The 18,225-nt window shown below is 36.3% G+C and carries 18 protein-coding genes; all 18 read left to right on the forward strand.

What is annotated here, in order from left to right; genetic code table 11:
* Positions 1 to 11 precede the first annotated feature (11 nt).
* Positions 12 to 374, forward strand: coding sequence for a cell division protein FtsL (gene ftsL / locus ERK18_RS08660; RefSeq protein WP_122052324.1), 363 nt, complete (start codon positions 12 to 14; stop codon positions 372 to 374).
* The gene (locus tag ERK18_RS08665) at positions 374 to 2,539 is read left to right on the forward strand and encodes a penicillin-binding protein (protein WP_187155123.1); all 2,166 of its coding nucleotides are present in this window, start codon (positions 374 to 376) and stop codon (positions 2,537 to 2,539) included. Before ftsL ends, ERK18_RS08665 begins: the two co-directional genes overlap by 1 nt.
* Before the next feature lie 7 nt (positions 2,540 to 2,546).
* The gene (mraY, locus tag ERK18_RS08670) at positions 2,547 to 3,509 is read left to right on the forward strand and encodes a phospho-N-acetylmuramoyl-pentapeptide-transferase (protein ID WP_222710138.1); all 963 of its coding nucleotides are present in this window, start codon (positions 2,547 to 2,549) and stop codon (positions 3,507 to 3,509) included.
* Between the two features lie 10 nt (positions 3,510 to 3,519).
* Entirely contained in the window at positions 3,520 to 4,899 is a 1,380-nt protein-coding gene (murD, locus tag ERK18_RS08675) for a UDP-N-acetylmuramoyl-L-alanine--D-glutamate ligase (protein WP_187155124.1), read from the forward strand.
* A gap of 1 nt (position 4,900) precedes the next feature.
* Positions 4,901 to 6,007, forward strand: coding sequence for an undecaprenyldiphospho-muramoylpentapeptide beta-N-acetylglucosaminyltransferase (gene murG, locus ERK18_RS08680; RefSeq protein WP_187155125.1), 1,107 nt, complete (start codon positions 4,901 to 4,903; stop codon positions 6,005 to 6,007).
* 16 nt (positions 6,008 to 6,023) lie between these two features.
* Positions 6,024 to 6,878 carry a cell division protein FtsQ/DivIB gene (locus ERK18_RS08685; protein WP_187155126.1) on the forward strand — a complete coding sequence of 285 codons (855 nt, stop codon included), beginning with the start codon at positions 6,024 to 6,026 and terminating at the stop codon, positions 6,876 to 6,878.
* Positions 6,879 to 6,939: 61 nt separating this feature from the next.
* A complete protein-coding gene (gene ftsA, locus ERK18_RS08690; RefSeq protein ID WP_187155127.1) occupies positions 6,940 to 8,298 on the forward strand; it encodes a cell division protein FtsA in 1,359 nt (452 codons plus the stop codon).
* A 14-nt stretch (positions 8,299 to 8,312) separates the two neighbouring features.
* The gene (gene ftsZ, locus ERK18_RS08695; RefSeq protein ID WP_187155128.1) at positions 8,313 to 9,647 is read left to right on the forward strand and encodes a cell division protein FtsZ; all 1,335 of its coding nucleotides are present in this window, start codon (positions 8,313 to 8,315) and stop codon (positions 9,645 to 9,647) included.
* Positions 9,648 to 9,662: 15 nt separating this feature from the next.
* Positions 9,663 to 10,103: a cell division protein SepF gene (locus ERK18_RS08700; RefSeq protein WP_187155129.1), complete on the forward strand. Its 441-nt coding sequence runs from the start codon at positions 9,663 to 9,665 to the stop codon at positions 10,101 to 10,103.
* A complete protein-coding gene (locus ERK18_RS08705) occupies positions 10,103 to 10,408 on the forward strand; it encodes a YggT family protein (RefSeq protein ID WP_187155130.1) in 306 nt (101 codons plus the stop codon). Before ERK18_RS08700 ends, ERK18_RS08705 begins: the two co-directional genes overlap by 1 nt.
* Before the next feature lie 211 nt (positions 10,409 to 10,619).
* Positions 10,620 to 11,402, forward strand: coding sequence for a YlmH family RNA-binding protein (locus ERK18_RS08710; RefSeq protein WP_261982461.1), 783 nt, complete (start codon positions 10,620 to 10,622; stop codon positions 11,400 to 11,402).
* A complete protein-coding gene (locus ERK18_RS08715; RefSeq protein WP_187155132.1) occupies positions 11,369 to 12,169 on the forward strand; it encodes a DivIVA domain-containing protein in 801 nt (266 codons plus the stop codon). The genes ERK18_RS08710 and ERK18_RS08715 overlap by 34 nt, the downstream gene beginning before the upstream one ends.
* A 222-nt stretch (positions 12,170 to 12,391) precedes the next feature.
* The gene (ileS, locus tag ERK18_RS08720) at positions 12,392 to 15,181 is read left to right on the forward strand and encodes an isoleucine--tRNA ligase (protein WP_187155133.1); all 2,790 of its coding nucleotides are present in this window, start codon (positions 12,392 to 12,394) and stop codon (positions 15,179 to 15,181) included.
* Positions 15,181 to 15,387, forward strand: a complete 207-nt coding sequence (locus tag ERK18_RS08725) for a cold-shock protein (RefSeq protein ID WP_046332024.1) — start codon at positions 15,181 to 15,183, stop codon at positions 15,385 to 15,387. The genes ileS and ERK18_RS08725 overlap by 1 nt, the downstream gene beginning before the upstream one ends.
* A 14-nt stretch (positions 15,388 to 15,401) precedes the next feature.
* Positions 15,402 to 15,965: an NUDIX hydrolase gene (locus ERK18_RS08730; RefSeq protein WP_187155134.1), complete on the forward strand. Its 564-nt coding sequence runs from the start codon at positions 15,402 to 15,404 to the stop codon at positions 15,963 to 15,965.
* A gap of 1 nt (position 15,966) precedes the next feature.
* The gene (locus ERK18_RS08735) at positions 15,967 to 16,302 is read left to right on the forward strand and encodes a hypothetical protein (RefSeq protein WP_187155135.1); all 336 of its coding nucleotides are present in this window, start codon (positions 15,967 to 15,969) and stop codon (positions 16,300 to 16,302) included.
* Between the two features lie 19 nt (positions 16,303 to 16,321).
* Positions 16,322 to 17,017 carry a 5'-methylthioadenosine/adenosylhomocysteine nucleosidase gene (locus ERK18_RS08740; protein ID WP_046332027.1) on the forward strand — a complete coding sequence of 232 codons (696 nt, stop codon included), beginning with the start codon at positions 16,322 to 16,324 and terminating at the stop codon, positions 17,015 to 17,017.
* A 3-nt stretch (positions 17,018 to 17,020) separates the two neighbouring features.
* The gene (locus ERK18_RS08745; protein WP_187155136.1) at positions 17,021 to 18,172 is read left to right on the forward strand and encodes a cysteine desulfurase family protein; all 1,152 of its coding nucleotides are present in this window, start codon (positions 17,021 to 17,023) and stop codon (positions 18,170 to 18,172) included.
* The last annotated feature ends 53 nt before the right edge of the window (positions 18,173 to 18,225 follow it).

Here is an 18,225-nt window from a genome sequence, read left to right on the forward strand (position 1 = left end):
AGGAAAAAACAATGGCTGATAATTTAGCAAGAAAAGTAGAGTTTAATCCTAATGAGCAAAGAGATCCAAAGAAGAGACAACGTCAAGTTCTCAATCATCACAACGTTGCTTGGACCGGCTTTGAAAAGTCCTTGCTCGTATTGGGAACGATGATAACCATTGGCTTAATGACAATGCTAGTTTCTTCCAGTATTTCTGCTACTTCAGCTCAACATGAACTTACCAATGTGCAACGGTCTGTTGCAAAAGGGCAAAGTCAGGTTGGAGATTTGCATCAAGAATTAGGTGAGTTAACCTCAAGCTCTCGTATGAGTAAAATTGCACGTAGCAAGGGGTTAGCTTTGAATGAGAAAAATATTAGGACTATACGCTGATGAAAAAGCATAATAGTAAGATAAGTAACTCTAATTCCAAAGCTCACGGATACCGTTTTACAGTCGGGAGATTTCTCGAGGTAGCTGTTGCTTTGGTTTTTCTCGTATTTATAGGAAGATTTTTATATATTGGCATTTCAAAGACTGTTAATGGACAAAATTTAACTGCTAAAACTGAGCAATTATATATGCGTAATCAGGTATTAAAGGCTAATCGCGGTACGATATATGACTGTAATGGCTTGGCAGTTGCTCAAGATTCTCATTTATATACTATTTATGCTATTTTAGATAAATCTTCTATCAATTATAAAAATAAGCCTGAATATGTTGTTGATAAAAATAAGACTGCTAACAAATTAGCCCAAGTCTTACCTCTTAAAACTGACGAAATTTTAAAATATCTTAATCATGCACGCCCTGTTTTTCAGGTACAATTTGGTACTGCAGGTTCCAATTTATCAAAACAGCAAAAAGATAAAATTGAAAAGATGAATTTGCCTGGTATTAAATTCTTTGAAACCCAGTCTCGGCTTTATCCTAATGGTAATTTTGCTTCACATGTAATAGGAATGGCTACCCCTGTATATGATAAAAAAACCAAGCAGCAGAATCTTGAAGGTACCATGGGACTTGAAGCATGGTATGATGACGTGCTTACTGGAAAAAACGGTTATCAGGTTTCCGCAGTAGATGCTTCTAATTTTCAGACGCCAAATAGCGCGCATAACTATAAGGCACCAGTCGACGGTAATAATATTTATCTAACCATTGATTCACAATTGCAGGAATACCTTGAAAATAGGCTCTCCTATGTCCAAAATACGTTTAATCCGGTTTCCATGACAGCTGTCGTTGAAGATATTAAAACGGGTAAAGTTTTAGCTGCTTCTCAAAGACCAACTTTTAATCCGCAAACGAAAAAGGGTCTGAAAAACTCATATCGCAACATTTTAGTACAAGATACTTATGAACCGGGCTCTGTTTTTAAAGTTCTAACGCTGTCATCATCTGTAAATAGTGGAAATTACCATCCTAATCAATATTATAATTCAGGATCTGTTTCTGTTAATGGATCTGTAATTCACGATTGGCAGCCTCACGGCTGGGGAAGTATACCATTTTCACAAGCTTTTCCTCGCTCGAGCAATACTGGCTTTGTTCATATTGAGCAGCAAATGGGTGCCAAGACTTGGAAAAAATATTTGAAAAAATTTCATATTGGCGAAAAAACTGGAGTAACCTTGCCCGGTGAACAACCGGGAACCATAGCATTCAATTCTCCGATTGATCAAGCTGTAACCAGTTTTGGTCAAGGCGTTGATGTCAATGTTATGCAAATGATGCAGGCATTTAGCAGTCTGGCAAATAATGGGCAAATGGTAAAACCGCAATTCGTTGAAAAAATTACGGATGCTGATAATCATACTATCACCGGTTATCAAATTAAAAATGTAGGTCAACCAGTTTACACTAAAGAAACTGCATCTACCGTACTTGAAAATATGCGTCGAGTTTTAAATAAACGCATTGGAACAGGTTCCGCATACCAAATGAAAGGTCAGAGTATTGCCGTTAAAACGGGTACTGCTCAGATTGCTAACCTTAAAGGCGGAGGTTATCTCAAAGGTAACAATAATTACATCTTTTCCGTGGTTGGAGTCACGCCTGCTAAACATCCACGATACTGCATTTATATTACTGTCAAGCAGCCACGTAAAATGAGTAAACCAGCTGAAGTAATACTTTCATCAATTTTTAAACCAATGATGAATAGAGTAATTCTCATGTCTAAAAATGGTCTAAGCAGTTCGACGGCTGTTAAAACACCTAACCTAAAAGGTTTAAACTACAAAAAGGCCGAAAAGGTAGCACAGCGTGTCGGTTTAAGACTTGCTAAGATTGGTACGGGTGATAAAATAACTGAACAATCCTACTCGGCAGGTCAAAAACAACAGTCAGGAAAATTAATGCTTGTTCGTACTGCTGGAAGTATAGAATGTCCAGACATGAAGGGCTGGTCTATTGATGAGTTACACCAATTTGCAGCTTTAACAGGAGTTAAATTACGGATCAAAGGCACAGGAATAGTTTTTAAGCAAGGTCTGGCTACAGGTGAGCCTGTTAAACCGGGTACAAAAATAAAAATACAATTAAAGGAGTAGCATTTTTATGCTGATTATTAGCATTATTGCATTAGTAAGTTCACTAGCGTTGACTGGGATCATTCTGCCTTGGATGATTATTTTCATGAGGACACATCACGAAGGACAAGAAATTCGTGATGAAGGTCCTAAATGGCATGAAAAGAAATCAGGAACACCCACAATGGGTGGGGTAGTCTTTGTTTTGGCAGCTACAGTATCTACCATTTGGGTTAGTATTTGGCAACAGGAAACGTCTAAACTAATTTGGATTTTACTAATCAGTTTGCTTGGCTACGGAATAATCGGCTTTTTAGATGATGGTATTAAACTGTTTTACAAGCGCAATTTAGGTTTGCACGCCTGGCAAAAATTTTCCTTACAAATATTGGTTGCTATTGTGATTGTCTTTATTGCAGCTACAGATAATTTTCAATTTAAACTTTTTATACCATTTTTTGGTATTGTGAACAGTGCGATTTTATTTACCATTTTTGTAATTTTTTGGCTGGTTGGCTTTTCCAATGCTGTTAATCTCTCAGATGGATTAGATGGTCTGGCAACGGGACTTTCAATTATTGCTTATGCTACTTATTCTTATATTGCACTTAAACAAAAGAACTTTGCTATTTTAATTTTTTGTATGAGTGTTATAGGTGGTTTGATTTCATTTTTTATTTTTAATCATAAACCTGCTAAAATTTTTATGGGTGATGCCGGATCCTTGGCATTAGGAGGTGGATTGGCTGCTGTCAGCATCTTTTTAAACAGGCCATGGTCTCTTTTATTAATTGGAATCGTGTTTGTTTGTGAAACTTCAAGTGTAATTCTACAAGTAATCTCTTTTCAAACTACAGGTAAAAGGATTTTTAAAATGACACCAATTCACCATCATTTCGAAATGCTGGGGTATTCTGAATGGAAAGTAGATATTATTTTCTGGATAGTTGGATTGATTGGTAGTTTTTTGTATTTAATAATATGGGGATAAAATTAGGCAAATGAAGCAGATTAAGACTTATCAGAACAAAAACGTTTTGGTTTTAGGTCTGGGCAAAAGCGGTTTTGCAGTTAGTAAATTGCTGCTTAAACTTGGTGCAAAGCTGACTTTAAATGATCAGGCTGATTTGAGTAAAAATAAAAATGCACAGGAATTGAAAAAACAGGGTGTCCGCGTGATTGACGGCAGGCATCCAATTGAATTATTAAGTCAAGAAAGTTTTGATTATTTAGTAAAGAATCCTGGCATCCCTTATGAAAATCCAATGGTACAAGAGGCTCAAAAACTAAACTTGCCTATTATAACCGAGCCAGAAATTGCATTGAGTGTTAGTGATGCTCCTTATATTTGCGTTACAGGTTCGAATGGGAAAACCACCACAGTAATGCTGACCCAGAAAATTCTTGATCATCATTTGTCTAAAAATGGACATCATGCATACGCAGTAGGGAACATTGGCGTACCTATATCTGAAGTGGTTGAAAAAGCGTCCAAGGATGATATTCTAGTCTGCGAAACTTCCAGTTTTCAGTTACTTGGTGTTACAGATATTGATCCTAATGTGGCAGCGATCATTGACATATACCATAATGTTCACTTGGATTATCATAAAACTTTTGAAAATTATGTTAATGCCAAACTGAATGTTACTCGTACGCAGAGTTCAGATCATTATTTTTTGGCCAATTTCGATCAAAAAGATATTTTGAAACAAGAAAGGAAAGTTACAAGAGCAAAATTCGTAACTTTTTCTGAAAATAGTCAAGATGCCGATTATTTTATTGCCGATGGGTATTTACAAAATCAGCACGAGAAAATAATGAAGACATCTGACATGAAATTACCTGGAATTCATAACCAGCAGAACGCCATAGTTGCTAGTGCAATTGCACAAATAATGGGTGCAGATACCAATGATATTAAAGCCGTTTTAACAACTTTTGCTGGTGCAAAGCACCGCTTGCAATACGTGATGACATTAGAAGGTCGCAAAATATACAACGATTCTAAATCTACAAATATTGAAGCAGCTTCTGTTGCAATTCCTTCTTTTGAAGATCCAGAAGTCTGGATCGCTGGCGGCTTAGATCGAGGATTTACTTTTGATTCTTTAGTACCTTTTTTAAAAGAACATGTTAAAGCGGCCGTTTTATATGGTGAAAGTCGTTATTTATTAGCGGATGCTGCTAGAAAAGCGGGTATTAAACAAATTGTAATTAAAAACACTTTACAGGAAGCAGTTCCTAGCGCATATGAATTAACAAAACCTGGTGACGTATTGTTGTTTTCACCGGCTTGTGCGTCATGGGATCAATTTAGAACATTTGAAGAACGTGGGGACTATTTTGTTAATTTTGTAAAGGAATTGAAGACGAAATAAAATGAGAATAATATTTACTGGTGGAGGAACCGGTGGTCATATTTATCCTATTATGGCTATCATTGAAAGATTAAAAGAGCGCAACATAGCTACAAATGATGAAATTCTGTTTGTAGGTACTAAAAATGGCCTTGAAGCAAAAATTGTTCCGGCGGCTGGCGTAAATTTCAAAACGATTGAAATGCGCGGGTTTTCACGTAAGCATATAATGAGTAATTTTGCTACAATTAGATTGTTTCTTAAAGCTACAAAAAAGGCTCAAAAAATTATTAATGAGTTTAAGCCTGATATTGTAATGGGAACTGGTGGCTATGTGAGTGGTGCTGTAGTTTATGAAGCAGCTAAAATGAAAATACCAACCTTGATTCATGAATCGAATTCGGTTGTTGGAGTTGCTAATAAGTTTTTAGGTCACTATGTAAATAAGATTTGTTATACGTTTGATGACGCAGCTAAACAGTTTTCTGAGAAGAAAAAATTGGTAAAAACTGGGAATCCTCGTTCTCAGCAAGTACTGAACTTATCATCGACAAAAGTTGACATGCAAAGCAAATGGGATTTAAATCCAACTATACCTACAGTACTAGTTTTCGGGGGATCTCGTGGAGCTTTAGCCATTAACCGAATTATGCTTAAGTCGTTGACGCGTTTGCAAAAAAAACCGTATCAGCTAATCTGGGTAACTGGAACATATTATTATAAGGAAATCCAAGAAAAACTGGCTAATATAGATTATGGTAAGACTATTAAGATTTTGCCATATGTTAAAGATATGCCCGCACTTTTGCCTAAAATGATCTGTGTGGTTTCACGATCCGGAGCAACCAGTATTGCGGAATTTACGGCTTTAGGTGTTCCCGCCATATTAATTCCCAGTCCTAATGTTACTCACAATCATCAAATGAAAAATGCTCTTGACTTGGAAAAAGCTGGCGCTGCAACGGTAATTGCAGAAAGCGACCTTAATATCAATAATTTTATTTCCTCAATTGATCATATCGTTTTAGACCGTAAATATTATACAGAAATGAGCAAAGCTTCAAAGAAATTAGGCGTTCCTGATGCTTCTGATGAAGTAATTAAAGTAATGCAAGATTTATCTAAGTAAGAAGAAGGTGAGGCAGTTGACTAAGAAGCGAGTAACAAAAATTGATCCCAAAGAAAAGTTATCGCCTTATTTAGACCACGAAACTAATCAGAAGAAAAAGTTTAAAGCTAAAGCAAAAGTCTCTGCTTCTTTGTCAAAGTTACATAATGAACGTAAAACTGCATTATTTAAACGTTTGGGACTTGTTGTGGGAATCTCAGTAGTGTCCATTTTGGGACTAGGTTATTATATTTCTCCTTTAGCAAATGTGAAAAGCATTCAAATAAAAGGTGAAAATGATTTACCAATTAAAGAAGTTGTAAAAACTACTGATATTAAAGCCAGTGATAAAATAATTGACCATCTGTTTAATAAGGACAGCATAGACCATAAACTGTCATCAAGATACTCTGAAATAAAAATCATAAATGTTCATGTTAAAAATTTTAACCATTTGATTCTTAATATTGACGAATACCATACGATTGGTTACATTAAAAATGCCAAAGGATACCGGAAAATACTTACACACGGCAAATTGGGTTCCCAGATAATTCCGTGGTCAAAGGTGAGTCCGGATAAGCCAGTTTTTGTGGGATATAACCAAGAAATATCATTGAAAGAAACTCTTCACTTGTTTAATAGTCTGCCTTCAGATTTTCAAAATCAGATAAAATTGTTAAGCGGCAACACTAGAAGAAAATCACAGGTAATTTTTCTAATGAAAAATGGAAATGTAGTAATTGGTAACGTTTCTACCCTCAAAAGTAAATTAAAGTACTATAATAAAATAAAAACTAAAGTGGGAAAAAATACTTTAATTGATTTGGAAGTAGGTGCGTTTAGCAGGCCGCTTACACCAAGTGAAAAGAAAGCTTATGGTTTAACTTAGGCTGAATTTGAGCTACTTTTATGGTAAAATTTTTGTAAAGAGCACTGACAGGGGGTAAATTTTGGACAATACAAATTTATTAGTGGGCTTAGATATTGGTACCACAAGTGTGAAAGCGGTTGTAGCAGATACAGGTAAAGTTATCGGAGCTGTAGCTGTTCCCAATAGGGGAATGCGCCATGGCAATATAGTTGATATTGATGAGACAGCAGCTGCTATTAGTAGAGCGTTAAAAGAAATAGCTAAAAAGACAAACGCAAAGATTTATCGAGTTGTAACAGGCATACCGGTTGGTATGCTTCAACTTGAAACTGCAAGCGATTTGGTTAATGTAAGCGACAATGGTCAGGAAGTTGGCAACCATGATGTCAGACGTGTAGTACGTGCTGCTATCAGGTCTGCAGTAAAAAACGAACGTGAACCTATTGCTTTTTTGCCAAGCCGCTTTTTAATTGATGGTGAAACTGAGGTTGATGATCCCCGTAAAATGATTGCCCATTCCCTGTCGGTCCAGGGCATCATGCTAACAGCTCCAGCAAGTTCTCTGCATAATATTAAAAAGGCGATAGAGCGTGCGGGTTATTCTAATAACTTTTTTGTTCCCACGCCACTTGCTATTGCCAGTGTAGCTTTAAGTGAAAGTGAGCGGCAGTTTGGCTCAGTTATTCTTGATTTAGGCGGTGGTGTAACTACTGCTACTGTTATTCACAATAATCAGATTAAATATGCTAATATTGACTTTGAAGGAGGAAGCGATATTAGCAATGACATCTCTGTTGTTCTTAGTACATCAAAAAGCGATGCAGAACAAATAAAACTTGATTATGGCTATGCCGATCCAAATCTAGCTTCTGAAAAAAATAAATTTGCTGTTAATAGCGTAGGTTCAAATGGTCAACAGATGGTTGACGAGAGCTACTTAAGTGAAATTATTAATGCTAGAGTTATGCAGACCATTGACAGAATTGAAAAAGGTTTGGTTAAACATGATGCTTTAAGTTTGCCTGGTGGTGTCATTATCACTGGTGGAAGCAGTCTGTTACAAGGTTTTGATGGCATAATAGCCAATACTTTAAATGTCAAAGCCAGAATCTATCAACCTGACCAAATTGGAATGCGCAATCCAATTTATTCAGCTGCATATGGAGTCGTTAACTATGCATATAAAATGTCTGATATTGACTTTTTAGTAATTAACGCAATATACGGCAAGGATGCACTTGGTCAAGAAGAAGTGACTGTTCAAGAAAAAACAAAAACTTCGAAAAGAACAGCTACTGTTAATGAAAGTAAAAGAAAAGAAGAATATAATAGACGTGAGTTACTGAAACGAGAAAAATCCTCGCAAAGTAAAACGAAAAATAATACGCAAAATAAAGATAAAGGCTTTAAGAACTTCTTCAAAAAGTTCTTTGATTAAAGGTGGTTAATTAGATGGATTTTACGTTCGATTCTGACGACAATAAAAATGCTGTCATCAAAGTTATTGGTGTCGGCGGTGCTGGTGGTAATGCTGTTAATCGAATGATCGATGATGGCGTACAAGGAGTATCTTTTGTAGCTGCTAACACAGATGTACAAGCATTAAATAGTAATAAAGCTGAAAATAAAATTCAGCTGGGGCCAAAGTTGACAAGAGGACTTGGAGCTGGCTCTCATCCCGAGGTAGGTCAAAAAGCTGCTGAAGAAAGTGAGCAGACAATTGAAGATGCGCTAAAAGGTGCAGATATGATTTTCATTACCGCTGGCATGGGTGGCGGTACAGGAACTGGTGCTGCGCCAATTGTAGCCAAAATTGCACGAGAAACTGGTGCATTAACAGTTGGCGTTGTTACTCGTCCTTTTACATTTGAAGGACCCAAAAGGTCTAAAAATGCAGCTGAAGGCATTTCTCAGTTAAAACAGTATGTTGATACGCTTGTTATCATTGCTAATAACCGGTTGCTGGAAATGGTCGATAAAAAGACTCCTATGATGGATGCCTTTAAAGAAGCAGATAATGTTTTAAAACAGGGTGTTCAAGGTATTTCTGATTTAATCACTTCAACCGACTATGTTAACTTGGATTTTGCTGATGTTAAAACTGTTATGGCAAACCAAGGTGCTGCTTTAATGGGAATTGGTCGTGCAAGTGGGGAGAACCGAACTGTTGAAGCAACTAAACTCGCAATTTCTTCACCATTGCTTGAGGTTTCAATTGATGGCGCTAAGCAGGTTCTCCTGAATATCACCGGTGGACCTGATTTGACTTTATTTGAAGCACAAGATGCTTCTGAAATTGTTTCAAAGGCTGCAGGTGATGATGTTAATATCATTTTTGGTACGTCCATTAATCCTAATTTAGGAGATGAGGTTGTTGTCACTGTTATAGCTACAGGAATAAATTCACAAGCAGAAGAGGAAGCATCTAAACAGCTTCCTGGTCACAGTCACCAGATAAAGTCACAACCTAGTCAAACCAATTCCTCTGGGCAAAATACAAATTCGGTTGAGAGACCTGTTGAGCCCAGACCTTCAACTGATGATGGCTCGCAAACTGTTCAGACTGCTCCAAAACATAAACCTATGGTCGATCCAACAAGTGTTTGGGGGCTGGATAATGATAACGAAGGAAATCGTCGCTCGACTCCTTCTGCTTCAAATCAAGAGCAAAGATCAAGTTCATTTGATGACGACGATCAAAGTAGTATTTCACAAATTGAAACCAACGCTTTTGATGACGATGATACTGATGATATACCATTTTTCAGGCATCGTGGTGAAAACTAATGGGAGGCAAGAGAGATGGCTTTTAGTAAAATAGGTAAGTTTTTCGGTGTTGCAAACGATGACGATGAAATGCTGGATGACGAATATTCAGAAGACCAGCAATTAAATAATGAGGACAATTATTCTGCTGGTGCAGTTGATCGTGACAATGTAGTTTCGATAAAGTCCGGCATGAATGCGGCTAAGAGCAAAATTGTTCTTTATGAGCCACGTGTTTATTCTGATGCCAAGGATGTTGCACAAAACTTGTTGAATAACAAAGCAGTGATTATTAATTTTAGCAGGATGGAAGATGCCTCTGCTAGGAGAGTTGTCGATTTTATAACTGGGACAGTTTATGCCCTGAATGGTGAAATTCAACGCATCGGGGATAAGATATTTCTGGCAACACCTCCTAAATTCGTTACTAATGGCAAAATTAGTGACTTAGTTGATAAGAAAGATACTTTAAGTTAATGGCAGCAAATATCATATATTACGGTATTAGCATTCTTGATTATATAATATGGATCTACAGCATTATTATGGTAATTGATGCAATTTTAAGTTGGGTTCCCTTTTTACGTGATTCAAGTCTGGGTCGCATTACTAATCTGTTAATTGATCCTTATTTGAACCTTTTCCGTAAGGGACCGATTCTAAGACTATCTAATGCCACTGGGTTGGATATTTCATTTTTAATTGGCTTACTATTACTTTATTTTGTGCAAAATTATGTCTTAAGATGGGTGGCAAACATTTTATTTCGATTGTTTGTTTAATTTTTATAAAAAGCTGATAAATTTTATGATTTGTCAGCCTTTTATTTTTTCTTGAATTATGCAAATAGTTTTCTTTGTTAAATGAATGTCTTTTAAAGTTCATGCTATAATGATTTTAGAAAAGACCAAAGTGTCTTTTACCTTCATTAACAGGGGGCATTGTGTGAACACAAAAAACATAGCAAAACGAAGTGCTTATGCCAAGAATGTTTTGTTTAAAGGTGATTTATCTGACCAGAAAATAGTAGATAAGATGAACGGACTCATAAATAACGCTCTTGACAAGCATGAAGAAGTTTTAACAGATTTTTTGAATCCTGGAGAAAGAGATGTTCTTAAAAAAATAGCTGGCACTGAAGTTTGTTTGCAGAGCTATGGTGGGTATTTAAATGCTGAAAAGAAAAGAGTTTTTATAACTGAAGACTGGGATACTATTGCACCTCTTGCATATCGGGTTACAGTTTTTAATATTGAATATCCTCAGAAATTTACTTGTTTGTCACATAGTGCAATATTAGGAAGCCTAGCTAATGCAGGCATAGAAACATCAACATTTGGTGACATTATTACCGATGGCAATGGTAAGTGGCAATTTTTTGCTAAGAGCGAACTAAAAGATTTTTTTCAACATGAAATCTCCTATATAGGAAGGACAAAGGTTAGAATAAGACCTAGTCTAAATCAGAAAGTAATAGCAGTTGATGATGAAAGTGAACTGTTAACTGCAATTGTTTCTTCACTAAGGTTGGATGCAGTTTTAGCTTCAATCACAAATGATAGCAGACAGAAAATAAAAACATATATATCAGATAATTTAGTTAAATTAAATTGGCATAGTGTCAAAGATTTTAATATAATGGTTAATGAAAATGATGTCTTAAGTCTAAGACATTTTGGCAGATGTGAAATTAAGGTTATATCAACGACACGAAAAGGCAAGTATAAGGTGGTGTATAAGCTATGGCAGACGAGAAAAAGGAATCGCAGAAATTGACTCCGCTTGAAATTCATAATAAAGAATTCAAAAAGAGAGGTTTAAGTGGCTATGATAGGCGCGAAGTAGACAGTTTTCTTGACCAAATAATCAATGATTATGGTGATGCGTTAAATCAAACGGTTGACTTGAAGAATGAAATTGTGCATTTGCAAGAACAGGTTTCAGATTTACAAAAACAAGTTAAACAGTACAAGCAGAATGAAGATGCTACGAAAGAAGCTGTAGGTAACGCTAAAATTCAAGCAGAAAGAATTATCAATGATGCTACAGTTCAAGCTAATAATACTACTGAACAAGCAAAAATTGATACTGATTATCAACGTCAACAACTTGAAACTATTAAATCAGACTATGAACGTGTGAAAAAGGAAGCTTCAGGTTATCGCTCTTATATTCAAGATCTTTTACAAAAAGCAATTGATAATCTCAACGATGAAAATTGGCAAAAAGCACTCGATAAATATTTCGATACTGAACGATTTTATCCCCCAGATGGTGCTGAACCAATAATGTTAACTGATGAAGACGAAGATGTCGATGAAGACGATGATGATGAAGATATCGACGAAGACGAAGAAGTAGAGGTTGACAATGGCATTGATGATGAAGTAAACTTTGAACAAGACACTGAAGAAGATAATAATAGTCCTAAACCAATGACTGGTGACAGTCCTAGTGTTGAAACTGTTAATAACGAAGATACTAGTTCTAATAATGGCTCTGGTACTACTGTTATTTTCCCAGATGACTATAAAAATCATTAATAACAAACTGACAGTAAAACTTGAGAGCAATTCAGCGAATTAGCGATGGTGTGAGACTAATATAAGAGCTTAATGGTTGATCAGCTGTTAGTATTAGTTTGTTACGTTAGTTGCACGATACGCAATCGTTAAGTGGAGTTTAGCAACTCAATTTAGGTGGTACCACGATATTAACCTCGCCCTAATTATAGGACGAGGTTTTTTGATAGGAAGGATTAAAAAATGAGAGTGAAAGATACGCTTAATTTAGGTAAAACTAAATTTAAGATGCGGGGCAATTTGCCAGTACGTGAAGCACAATGGCAAAAAGAATGGGAAGAAAATAAATTATATGAACAGAGATTAAAATTAAACAAAGGCAAGCCAAGATTCGACTTGCATGATGGTCCTCCCTTTGCAAATGGTAATATTCATATTGGTCATGCGATGAATAAAGTATCTAAGGACATAATCGTTCGCTTCAAAAACATGAACGGTTATTATGCTCCTTATGTTCCGGGTTGGGATACTCATGGTTTGCCAATTGAACAGCAATTGACCAAACAGGGAGTTGACCGTAAGAAAATGAATCTTGCGGATTACCGTCAGCTTTGTCAAGATTTTGCTAGTAAAGAAATCAAAAAGCAAATGACTGACTTTAAGCGTTTGGGAGTAATGGGAGACTGGGACCACCCATATATTACTTATCAACCTGAATATGAAGCTGAAGAAATTCGTGTCTTTGGTAAAATGTATGAAAAAGGTTATATCTATAAAGGCAAAAAACCTGTTTATTGGTCCCCTTCAAGTGAGTCAACGTTAGCTGAAGCTGAAGTTGAATATCATGATATTAAATCACCTTCAATTTATGTTTCATTTCCAGTAAAAGATGGTAAGGGAGTTCTAGATCCAGCAAATACATACTTCTTAATTTGGACAACTACACCGTGGACTATACCCACTAATCAGGGTATTACAGTAAATCCAGGGTTTGATTACTCTGTAGCTCAGGTCGGTGATAAGCGCTATGTTGTTGGAACTGATCGTTTAGAGGCTGTTGCTCAAGAATTAGGTTGGGAAGATTATCAAGTCGTTCAACATCTTAAGGGTACTGAAATGGACCATATGGTTGCCAAGCATCCTTTATATGACCGTGATTCTTTGCTTATGAATGCCATGCATGTTACTGCTAGTGATGGTACCGGCTTAGTTCACACAGCTTCCGGCTTTGGTGAAGATGACTATAATGTCGCTCAAAAATATGGTCTACCGGTATATAGTCCTATGGATGACAAAGGTTGCTTTACTGCAGATATTAACGATCCCGATTTAGCAGGTTTGTTTTATGATGATGCCAATAAAGTCGTCAGCGAAAAATTGAAGAAATCCGGCAATTTGCTTAAGCTTAGCTTCTTTACACACTCTTATCCTCATGACTGGCGTACAAAGAAACCCGTAATTTATCGGGCTACTACACAATGGTTTGCTTCAGTTGAAAAGTTCCGCCAACAGATTCTTGATCAAATTGATCAGGTTAAATTCACGCCATCTTGGGGTCAATTACGCCTGCACAATATGATTAAGGATCGTGGTGACTGGGTAATTTCTAGACAGCGTGCTTGGGGTGTTCCACTGCCAATCTTTTACGCAGAAGATGGTACTGCGATTGTCACACCAGAAACTATTGAGCATATTGCTCAGATTTTTGCCAAAGAAGGATCAAATGCTTGGTATAGAAGAACTGCTAAGGAATTGTTACCAGAAGGCTTTACCTCTGAGCATTCACCAAATGGCAAATTTACTAAAGAAAACGATATTTTAGACGTTTGGTTCGACTCCGGGTCTTCTCATCAAGCTGTCATGGCCAAAAGATCAGACTTGAATTTCCCATGTGATCTCTACCTTGAAGGTAGTGACCAGTACCGTGGCTGGTTCAATTCAAGTCTGATTACTTCAGTAGCTGCTACGGGCAAGGCACCTTATCGCGGTATTTTGTCACAAGGCTTTGTTTTGGATGAAAAAGGACATAAAATGTCTAAATCATTAGGTAACGTAATTTCACCAAATGATGTCATCAAACAAATGGGAGCAGAAATAATTCGTTTATGGGTCGCTTCTGTAGACACTACTTCTGATGTTGCTGTTTCGCAAAATATTTTACGCCAAACTTCAGAGAGTTACCGCAAAATAAGGAATACTTTCCGTTATATGCTGGCTAATACTTCTGATTTTGATCCGCAAACAAACAGGGTTGCTTATGAAGATTTAAACTCCATTGACCAGTATATGGAAGTTAAACTCAATGATTTGGTTAAAACTTGTCTTGACAGTTATGAACGTTATGATTTTAATAATGTTTATAAAAAGTTATTTGCCTTTATTTCTAATGATCTATCAGCGTTTTATCTTGACTTTGCCAAAGATGTTCTTTACATTGAGAGCAAAAATAGTCATGCCAGAAGATCAATGCAAACAGTGATTTATGATGCAACAGTTAAATTAGCTAAAGTTTTGACACCAATCTTGCCACATACTATGGAAGAAGTTTGGTCTTTCTTAAAGGAAAAGGAAGATTATGTCCAACTTGCTGAAATGCCTGAAATTGAGCATTATGCAAATCATGATGAACTCCTTGATAACTGGAAGAAATTTATGAATTTCCGCGATGATGTTTTGAAAGTCTTGGAAGAAGCGCGCGATCAAAAGTTAATCGGTAAATCTTTTGAAGCAGCAGTTACAGTTTACCCAACTGATGAGATGAAAGCAGTTTTAACCAAACTTGATGCAAACTTTAGACAAATTTTAATAGTTTCTAAATTAACTATTGCTGACGGTGAAGCACCTGCAAATGCTGAAAAATTACCAAATGGTGCATTTGTGGTTGAACATGCTGAAGGTGAAGTTTGTCCTCGGTGCCGTATGATCAGAACTGATATTGGAGCTGACAAAGAAGTTCCAATGCTTTGCGGTAGATGTGCTAAAATTGTTAAAGAAGATTATCCAGAAGCAGTGCAAGAAGGTTTAGAAGAATAATGCGTTACGGTAAGGTAAAGCAGTTTGATCAAAACAGTAGTTTTGGTTTTATCACTGACGATGAGAATCAAAAATCTTACTTTGTATTTTATACAGCTATCAAAGAAGAAGGTTATCGTCGCTTGCAAGTTGGTCAAAAAGTTAAATACCAACTTGCTCAAGGTAAAAATGGCTTACAATGTGTCAACGTATATTTAGCTGATTAGCAGGAAAGTGAATAATGGATTTAACAGAAACTGAAATCTCTTCAAAACAAATTTTTACGGGTCGTATTGTCGATCTTGCCGTAAGAACGATCAAATTGCCTAATGGGGAAACTGCCTCGCGGGAAATAGTTAAGCATCAACCTGCTTCAGCTGCTATTGCAGTAAATGATAAACAGGAAATGCTGCTAGTCGAACAATGGCGTGAACCGATCAAAGAATTAACTTTAGAAATTCCAGCAGGTTTAATAGATGAAACTGATGCTAGTCCACTGGATGCAATGAAAAGAGAGTTAAATGAAGAGGGCGGCTATCGTGCTGAATACTGGGAAAAAATAACTGAATTTTATTCATCTCCCGGTTTTACCAATGAAAAGCTCTATTTATTCTATTGCGACACATTAACTAAATTGACTGATAAAAGGGAGCTTGATCCCGATGAATTTTTAACAAGTCATTGGTATAGTTTGGCAGAGTTGAAAAGACTTTCGGCACAAGGTAAAATCGTTGATGCCAAGACATTATATGCTATGAGTGTCTGGGAAAACATGCTACTTACGGGTGCTGACTCAAAGGATTAAAATGACTGAAAAACGATCTGATTACCGAAAAAAATTAAAACATAAAAAAAGTAAAAACTTTTTAAATACAATTAAATCCGCTTTTGACGATAGTGATGATGAGGTTGATGTTAACCCTGATTTTACCCGTGATGATGAAGTTGTAGAGTCAAATGATTTTGCAAACGAAAGGATAAAAAAACAGAAGCAGACACCAAGAAAGGAAGAGAGCAAATCTCAGTCTCAGTTAACCACGAGTCAAGAAAAAGCATTAAAGCTGAAAGGTAAACTTAATCGTGCAATTTTGCTTGTTGCTGTTTTAATTATTTTGGTATTATTAGCGTTATTTCACTTATAAAATAAAAACGAGGGTAGAAATGAAGATAGCAATTATTGTCCCAATGGAAATTGAGGCTGAATATTATCATAAGTATTTTCACTCTGGTCGCAAAGAAATGTTCGGATCTACTACATTCGAGCATTTTTGCGTTAACCACAATGATTTATACATTGGTTTAAGCGGAATTGGCAAAGTACGAGCTGCTATGAATTTAGCCAGTTTACTAAGCAATGTTGATATTGATTTGATTTTCATGACAGGTACAGCAGGATCTTTGCAAGAAGAAGTTCATAAAGAAGATCTGATTTTAGCTGATTCATTTGCATATCATGATGCTCACAATATATTAGCAGGTGACTATGTTGAAGGACAAATACCTGGAGAACCAGCTAAATTTGAATTAAATTCTTCTGCAAGAAAGCAATTTGCACAGTTTTTGCAAGAAAACAATGTTGAATTTAAAGAGGGTTTAATTGTTACCGGTGATTCCTTTATTGGCTCGCAGAAGCAAAAAGATGAAATTAAGCAAAACTTTGCTCATGCTTTGGGTGTTGAAATGGAAGGAGCCGCTTTTGCTCAGGTAGCTTATCATTTTAAAAAACCTCTGATAGCTTTACGGGCTATTTCTGACAATGGTAATCAAGATGCAAACGGTGACTTTGATCATTTTGCCCAAAAGGTAGGAGCAAAAGCTGCTAAAATTATTTGTACTTACATAGAGAAGATGAATTAATAAATGACAGAAATTTATCTGGATAATGCAGCTACAACACCAATGTCGCCCAAGGTAATTGACGTCATAACTGAGGAAATGAAAAACAATTTTGGTAATGCCTCAAGTACCTATGAACTGGGACGCAAAGCTCGCCACGTGATTGATCAGGCAAGGCAAAAAGCTGCCAAGGCAATTAACGCCAAGGAAAATGAAATAATTTTTACATCCGGTGGTTCAGAAAGTAATAACACTGCTATTTTTGGAACTGCTCAGAGTCGCCAAAATATTGGTAAGCGCATAATCACTACTAAGGTTGAGCATCCATCTGTTTTAAAGCCAATGCAACGTTTAGAAAGTGAAGGTTATGAAGTCATTTACCTTGATGTTGATGAAAATGGTCGTATTTCATTAGCTGATTTGGAAGATGCACTTACTCCTCAAACTATTTTGGTTTCAATTATGGCTGTCAACAATGAAATGGGTACAATCAACCCTTTGGCAGAAATTGGAGCTATTGTAAAGCCAAGCAATGCTTATTTTCATGTTGACGCAGTCCAAGGCTTAGGTAACATTAACTTAGACGTAGAGAAAATGAATATTGACTTATTGTCAACTTCTGCTCATAAAATCAACGGTCCCAAATTTCTTGGCTTTTTATATGAAAAAAATTCGCTCAATTTGCCACCTCTTGTTTATGGTGGTGAACAGGAAACCAAGCGTAGAGCTGGCACTGAGAATGTTCCCGGAATTGCCGGCTTTGGTGAAGCTATTAGTGAAATTGCTGCTATAGATAAAAAAAGTTTGCAAACTAAATATCAGAACTTGCAAAATATTATTTTGAATGAACTTAGTCAAGCTAAAATTGAATATCAGGTTAATGGTGGAACTCAAAAGTTTGATTCTCATCACGTGTTGAACCTGCATTTTAATAGTGTTTCAACGACTGTTTTGCAGACAAATTTGGATTTAGCTGGTTTTGCGGTTTCTGGAGGCTCTGCATGTACTGCAGGTTCAATTGAGCCATCCCATGTTTTAGTGGCTTGCTTTGGTAAAAAATCGCCAAGAATTAATGAATCTATTCGTATTTCTTTTGGACGCTACACTACTGAAGAAGAAGTGCAAGCCTTTGCCAAAGAATTAGCTAAAATTGTCAGTAAAATCCAAAATAAATAAAATAATTGCTTTTTTAGTTAAATATGCTTATTATTAGTAAGTGAGGTAAAATT

Origin of the sequence: Lactobacillus kimbladii (assembly GCF_014323605.1) — a bacterium.
Taxonomy (GTDB): domain Bacteria; phylum Bacillota; class Bacilli; order Lactobacillales; family Lactobacillaceae; genus Lactobacillus; species Lactobacillus kimbladii_B.